General features: G+C 47.1%; 5 protein-coding genes and 1 pseudogene. 2 read left to right on the forward strand and 4 right to left on the reverse strand.

Annotation, left to right across the window (positions count from 1 at the left end; genetic code table 11):
* Window positions 1-108 precede the first annotated feature (108 nt).
* The 3 genes from H6F50_RS23060 to H6F50_RS23070 form a co-directional block, all read right to left on the reverse strand.
* Window positions 109-900 (reverse strand): ABC-2 family transporter protein, encoded by a 792-nt coding sequence (locus H6F50_RS23060; protein WP_190430495.1) that lies wholly within the window; start codon window positions 898-900, stop codon window positions 109-111.
* Entirely contained in the window at window positions 897-1,904 is a 1,008-nt protein-coding gene (locus tag H6F50_RS23065; protein WP_190430496.1) for an ATP-binding cassette domain-containing protein, read from the reverse strand. The genes H6F50_RS23060 and H6F50_RS23065 overlap by 4 nt, the downstream gene beginning before the upstream one ends.
* 272 nt (window positions 1,905-2,176) lie before the next feature.
* Window positions 2,177-3,475: a Glu/Leu/Phe/Val dehydrogenase gene (locus tag H6F50_RS23070; protein ID WP_190430497.1), complete on the reverse strand. Its 1,299-nt coding sequence runs from the start codon at window positions 3,473-3,475 to the stop codon at window positions 2,177-2,179.
* Between the two features lie 661 nt (window positions 3,476-4,136).
* Here H6F50_RS23070 and H6F50_RS23075 point away from each other — a divergent pair.
* The gene (locus H6F50_RS23075; RefSeq protein WP_190410108.1) at window positions 4,137-4,715 is read left to right on the forward strand and encodes a DUF4126 domain-containing protein; all 579 of its coding nucleotides are present in this window, start codon (window positions 4,137-4,139) and stop codon (window positions 4,713-4,715) included.
* 83 nt (window positions 4,716-4,798) lie between these two features.
* Here H6F50_RS23075 and hemH read toward each other — a convergent pair whose 3' ends face one another.
* On the reverse strand, window positions 4,799-5,962 hold the full coding sequence (gene hemH, locus H6F50_RS23080; protein WP_190430498.1) for a ferrochelatase: 1,164 nt from the start codon (window positions 5,960-5,962) through the stop codon (window positions 4,799-4,801).
* A 111-nt stretch (window positions 5,963-6,073) separates the two neighbouring features.
* Here hemH and H6F50_RS23085 point away from each other — a divergent pair.
* Window positions 6,074-6,478 (forward strand): annotated as a pseudogene (locus tag H6F50_RS23085) (methyltransferase domain-containing protein); the annotation flags it as partial.

Here is a 6,478-nt window from a genome sequence, read left to right on the forward strand (position 1 = left end):
TAGATATCGTTGCATCTTCTCAAGGTTGCAAGGTGTGCCAATTTGAAAGTAACGCGATTTGCGGATAGCAACACGGCGAAAGCGATCGCACTCTTCCCCTCTTTCTTCCTACGCCCCCATCCCCGAATATTGTTTCAATCCCCGCCGCCACATCCAACGATTCCAGACAAAAAACAGCAAACACCAACCGAACATTGCCAACAAACCCCGCCCTAAATCCACTGGCAACCCTACCAACAAGGCCGCCGGGAAATGCACCAGATAGGGAAATGGCGTCCACAGCACCACCTCACGCACCGCTGGCGGAAAAACTTCTAGGGGTGCCACAACGCCAGAAAGAAACAGATACAGCAGAAACCAGAATTGTTCGATGGCGCTAGCGCGTTCCGTCCAAAAAGCGAACAGAGCAAACGTGTATTGGATGAGAAAGCGGAGAGTGAAGGCGATCGCTAACACCCCGAAAAATAATAAAATTGTCCCCACACTCGGCAACCAAAGAGCCTTCGGGTAGAGAGTGAAAAACAAGATTATCAACCCCGCAATGAACGGTAAACGGGCAAGGCGTTCGGAAAGATGAGAAGCGACATGATGCCACACCGGGTCTAAGGGTTGCAGCAGTCGAGAAGACAACGTCCCTTGTACCACCTGCTTCTCAAATTCCCAAATCACCCAAACAACCGTAAACTGCCTAACCAGAAAAGCTGCAATGAAATAGCGGGCAAAATCTACTGGCGACAGTCCAAATTGTCCACCTTGCGATGCTGCTTCCATCCAAATCCCCATCAAGATGAAGGGCACAGAACCTGATAACGCCCACAAAAATAACTCTGCCCGATACTCCACCATATGAGCGTAATAAGCTATCAGCAAAGTTTTGGCTGTTCTAATTGCTGAACTCATACAACGACTCCCGCCCGAAACACCTGACCGATGACTTCTTCAATCGGCGGGTCAGTCACCGCCAAATCCAATACATCCATTTCTGCCAAAATTTTAGCGACTGTGCGTGTCAGTGCCTCCCGCCGCACCAGCAATCGCACTACTTGACCTTCTACCGCTTTGATTTCACCATAAGACTTTAAAGATGCCAAACTTCCCCTTTCTACATCATCTTTCGGTAGCGGATGCGCCAACTCTACTTTCACCTCGCGGTAGGGGGCAAAGCGGTCTAGGAGTCCATCCAAACTACCATCATAAATTAGCTGACCTTGATGAATCAGTAGCACCCGCTGACACAAAGCCGTGATATCTGCCATGTAGTGGCTGGTTAAGAGAATCGTCGCTCCATAGAGCTGATTGTACTCCCGCAAAAATTCCCGCACCCCCACCTGAGCATTGATATCCAGCCCCAGCGTCGGCTCATCCAAAAACAGTACCTTGGGCTGGTGGAGGAGAGCGGCTAGCAACTCAGCCTTCATTCGTTCCCCTAAAGAAAGCTTCCGCACCGGCTGATTTAGCTTGCCTTGCAGTGAAAGCATCTCCGTCAGTTCCCCCACCATGCGCCGAAACTCTTTGTCGGAGATGTTATAAACAGCGGCGTTTATCCTCAGCGAGTCCATCGCTGGCAAGTCCCAGAGCAACTGCTGCTTTTGCCCCATCACCAGCGTAATTTGTTTCAAAAAGGACGCCTGTCGCTGGAAAGGTACCTGTCCCGCCACTCTTACATTCCCTGCGGAGGGATGGATTAACCCCGTGAGCATCTTCAGAGTCGTCGTTTTTCCCGCGCCATTGGCACCTAAAAACCCCACGACTTCCCCCGGTTCAATCTCGAAGGAGACATCTTGAACCGCCTTTACCTCGCGGTAGGTGCGGCGCAGAAAGTGCTGTAATGTCCCCTTAAGTCCGGGTTCTTTGACCGCCACTGGGTAGACTTTGCTCAGTTTCTCAGCCGAGACAATAGGCATTGCAATTAGCTTTTTCTATAAATCTAACTTGATACTCTAAAAAGCGGCTGGATGTCCCTATCCAATGGCAAGACTTAAACAGGTATCCTAGATTACTCTCGATTCCAGACCGAGCTTTTCCAATCTCAAGGTATTTACGTTTTTGTCTATCTACGCCATAAACTGCAATGGGCAGTTTGCCGATGGCTGGGGGTTTCAGATGGATGATATCAACGAAATAGGGCAGAGGTATCCCCTGCCCTAGATAGCGCCGCCTCTCGTTAACTTACGGACTATGCATAAACTCGACCGTTGAGATAATAGTCTCGCGTACCCTTGGCGTTGATAGCTTCTCCCAACCGATTTAAAGCATGGACGTAAGCTGCTGTTCGCATCGAAATCGCTAGTTCCTGAGATATCGACCAAATTTTCTCAGTTTCTTCGACCATTTTTTCCATTAAGCGTTGATTGACTTCTTTGAGCGTCCAATAAAGTCCGCTACGATTTTGTACCCATTCAAAGTAGCTGACTGTAACGCCGCCCGCATTGACTAAAATATCGGGAAAGACGTAAATTCCCCGTTCTTCCAAAATTCTGTCAGCGGCTGAACTAACCGGGCCGTTAGCAACTTCAAAGATATATTTTGCTTTGATACCCTTGACATTCGCCTCATTAATTTGATTTTCTAAGGCGGCGGGAATCAAGACATCCACATCTAAAGCTAAAAGTTCCTCGTTGCTGATGACTTCGTGTTCATCCATGTGGCAAACGGTGTCTTGGCAGTAGAGGGCTTTAATACCTTTGCTGGAGACTTTATATTGCCGAATACTGGGAATATCTAAACCTTTTTTGGAATAGACACCACCTTGGGAATCGCTAACCGCAACAACTTTATATCCGGCTTTGTAGAGTAATTCTGCTATCTCTGCACCAGCATTCCCAAATCCTTGAACAGCTACGGTTGTCTCTTGAGGGAGTCGATCGACTTTGCTCATGATGCTTTCAATCACAAACAAAGCACCCATAGCGGTAGCAGTATCTCTGCCTAAACTACCCCCCATTGTTAACGGTTTGCCGGTGACAACGGCTGGAGTAATTTGACGGCGGATGATACTGTATTGATCCATCATCCAACCCATAATCATGGGATTCGTGTAAACGTCAGGTGCTGGAATATCTACGTCAGGGCCAATAAAGTCTGCGATCGCATCCACATAACCCCGACTCAGCCTTTCTAACTCCATTTTCGAGAGTTCTTTCGGATTCAGGGTTATTCCCCCTTTTGCACCACCAAACGGTAAATTTAATACCGCACACTTAAAAGTCATCCAAAAGGCTAAGGATTGCACTTCATCCATTGAAACATTGGGGTGATAGCGTACCCCTCCTTTAGTCGGGCCTCTGGTATCATCGTAACGGACACGATAGCCCTGAAAAATCCTCAAAGTGCCGTTATCCATCCGGACAGGAATTGAAACGGCTAAGCTGGCTTTTGGATATTTTAAGTGTTCGGCTGCATCGTCGGAAATAGAAACAAATTTTAGGGCTTGTTCTAATCTTTGGCTAGCATCAGCAAATAATGAGTCTGACATCCCACGATTCCTCCTGTTGCACGATCAAGCTGGTATGCAAATACAAATTTCACTTTAAGAAAAGCAGAATGGTGCAAATTAAGCTAATTCTTGAGGATTGGAAGTGAAAAAGTTAACTGGTATGCAGCATAACCAATTACCCATTACAAACCCTACAAGTAATGTTTAATTACACCACCTGTTTCAGTAGATTCTCGCAATAGAAAACGATTGCTTTGGCTAGGGTTCTTAATTAAGTAGGCAAAAACCGAACCCTCTCTAAACCTATTTTTCAATAGGGAATTTTGCGAGTTGCTCATCGTCGAGTTTCTCAGCAAAGTGAGGATTTTTTGTTTATTTTTACCGACTTAATAAGTGTGCGCGTCGCACGTATTGCAATTAATTTTCTTTCTTGGAAGACGCTTAACTTTCCCTACCAACATTAAAACACAAAAAAAACTGTATTATATGTAACATTTTAAGAATAAGCGACACAATTCCGGTTTAAGTGGAGTTTGGGACAGCGGATGAGGGGGGATGACCCATCAGCGCGATCGCTGTTTATGAAATATCTTGGAAATTAGTGGCAAGCTCTCTAAAGCAGTGTGAAACTGTAAACAGAGGAAATAATTCTCGTCTGCCCTGATGTCAAGCAATCAGTTCTTGTGTCGGCTGAATTCTTATGATTGAAATCTTAGCCGCACTCTCTGCATCTGCGGCGGCAGGAATGAGAGTAGCTCTTCCCTTGCTGGTAATTGGTCTATTGCATAGTACCAATCTCTGGTCAAGCGTGCCCCTACTGTCGCGCTTTCCTCCTCCTGTCGTTTTAGGAGTGCTAACCAGCTGGTCGTTATTTGAGCTGTTCGCCTCGAAAAAGCTGTTGGGTCAGCGCGTACTGCAACTGATCCAGCTACTTTTCAGCCCAATTGTCGGAGCGATTATGGGCGTTGCCGTTGCCCAAATTGCTGGCGCTTCCACTGGCCTTCTCTGGATAGTTGCTGTGGTGGGCAGCTTATTAGCGTTCGTCCTCCAGCTAGTTCAGGTCGGCTGGTTCTACCGCTTGCGGCGTCTACCGCTGTGGGTCGTCTTTTTGCAAGATGTTCTGTGCGTTGTCTTGGTGGTCTTCGCCTTCGATGCGCCCAAGCATGGAGGACTCATCGCCTTACTTTTGTTGTGGCTGGCTATTCGCAGCTCTAAGGAATGGTATCGCTGGTATCGAGGACAAAAACGCTCTAGGGGACACTATCAGCAACCCGACTAAAGGAAAGCAAAAGTAAAAAGGCAAAAGAAAGGATTGTTTGTTTTTAGTTTGGCTTTTTTACTTTTTTGTTTTATTTTTAGTTTTTACATTAGTCCGACAAAGTGTAGAGGGCCGCGACCGCTAATTAACTCGATTACTAAGGCAAGAAAGCCAAGCATTGCCAGCCGTCCGTTCCAGACTTCTGCTGCTGTGGTCATGCCCCACTCCCAGCGCTCTTGGGGATACATTTTGACTTTCTTTTTGAGCTGTGTGACTTGGGATAGCTTCAAGCTGGGGGCGTCGAGAGCATCAATCACCAAAGTCGCCATTGCTTCAATAAAGCGGGGATGAGTATCTAATGCTGGCACGCGGCGGAAGTCGTGGATGCCAGATTCTTCTGCCAGTTCGCGGTACTCGATGTCAATTTCTTGTAAGGTTTCAATATGCTCGGAGACGAAGCTAATCGGTACAACTAACAAGTGTTCGACTCCCTTGGCTCCCAGTTCTTTTAGGGCGTCTTCGGTATAGGGTTTAAGCCACTCGACTGGCCCGACTCGACTTTGATAAGCCAAGGTGTGGGAATTGGGTCGATTGAGGGTCTGCATAATTAGAGCGGTGCAGTCCTCAATTTCTCTTTGATAGGGATCTCCGGCTTCTTCAACGTAGCTGACAGGAACACCGTGGGCGCTAAAAAAGAGATGAACTTGGTCGGGATTGGGAAATTGGTCCAGTTCTTGGGTAATCAACTCAGCCATTGCTTGCAGGTAGCTGGGTTGGTGATACCAGGAGGGAATGACGGTGTATTCGATTCGGCTCAGTGCTGGGTCTTCCTGCCACAGTCTTTCTAAAAGGCGGAAGCTGGAACCGCTAGTGCTAATGGAAAACTGGGGATAGAGGGGGAGAATTACCAGGTGTTCTATGGCGTCGCGTTTGATGCGAGCGATCGCTTCTTCTGTAAAGGGATACCAGTAACGCATCCCGATGTAAATATTCGCTTCTTGTCCTTGTTGCTGCAATTTTGCCTGAAGCGCTTCTGCTTGGGCTTCTGTAATCCGCCGCAGTGGGGAGCCGCCCCCGATTTCCCGATAGTTTTCTTGGGATTTTTTGGTTCTTAAGGTGGAAATCAGCCACGCTAAGGGTTTCTGTAGCCCAGAAAAGGGTATGCGGATAATCTCTGGGTCGGAAAACAGATTAAACAGAAAAGGCCCAACATCCTCTAAATCATCCGGCCCACCCAGATTTAGTAGCAAAACTCCTACACGACCCATAGCGGTTACAGTTTCCAAATCTTTCATTTTCGTTACTGATTTTAACAATAATATTCTTTTAAAGGTTCGGGTCTGCAATAAGAGATACAGATTTTAACTACGGGTAGAGTAGTGGCTACTATTTTAAGTACTTGGAGTTATCAACACCAGTGGTTGTATGATGCGATCGCTCGTTTAGCTGCTGTGAGTGTAGGCGGGGAAGCAAGATTTCGTCAACTACCTTTGCAAGGGTTAACGATCGATTCAGAAACGTGCTGCTATGCATGAAATGGAACCCGATCGATTGCGGCAAATTCTCCAAGAAGTTTACCGGGTACTAAAACCGGGAGGTATCTTTGCCTTGGTCGATTTTCATCGTCCCACAAATCCGCTATTTTGGCCTCCAATCTCCCTATTTTTGTGGCTGTTTGAAACAGAAACCGCTTGGCAGCTGTTAAAGACGGATTTGGCTGGGTTGTTGCAGGAGATTGGGTTTAATCTGGTGGAAGAACCGACTCTCCATGCAGGTGGAAGTTT

Source organism: Coleofasciculus sp. FACHB-712, assembly GCF_014695635.1.
Lineage (GTDB): Bacteria > Cyanobacteriota > Cyanobacteriia > Cyanobacteriales > FACHB-T130 > FACHB-T130.

Excerpts from the sequence above, each read along its gene's own strand:
- H6F50_RS23060 (WP_190430495.1), bottom strand. The coding sequence starts at position 900 with ATGAGTTCAGCAATTAGAACAGCCAAAACTTTGCTGATAGCTTATTAC.
- H6F50_RS23065 (WP_190430496.1), bottom strand. The coding sequence starts at position 1,904 with ATGCCTATTGTCTCGGCTGAGAAACTGAGCAAAGTCTACCCAGTGGCG.
- H6F50_RS23075 (WP_190410108.1), top strand. The coding sequence starts at position 4,137 with ATGATTGAAATCTTAGCCGCACTCTCTGCATCTGCGGCGGCAGGAATG.
- H6F50_RS23070 (WP_190430497.1), bottom strand. The coding sequence starts at position 3,475 with ATGTCAGACTCATTATTTGCTGATGCTAGCCAAAGATTAGAACAAGCC.
- hemH (WP_190430498.1), bottom strand. The coding sequence starts at position 5,962 with ATGGGTCGTGTAGGAGTTTTGCTACTAAATCTGGGTGGGCCGGATGAT.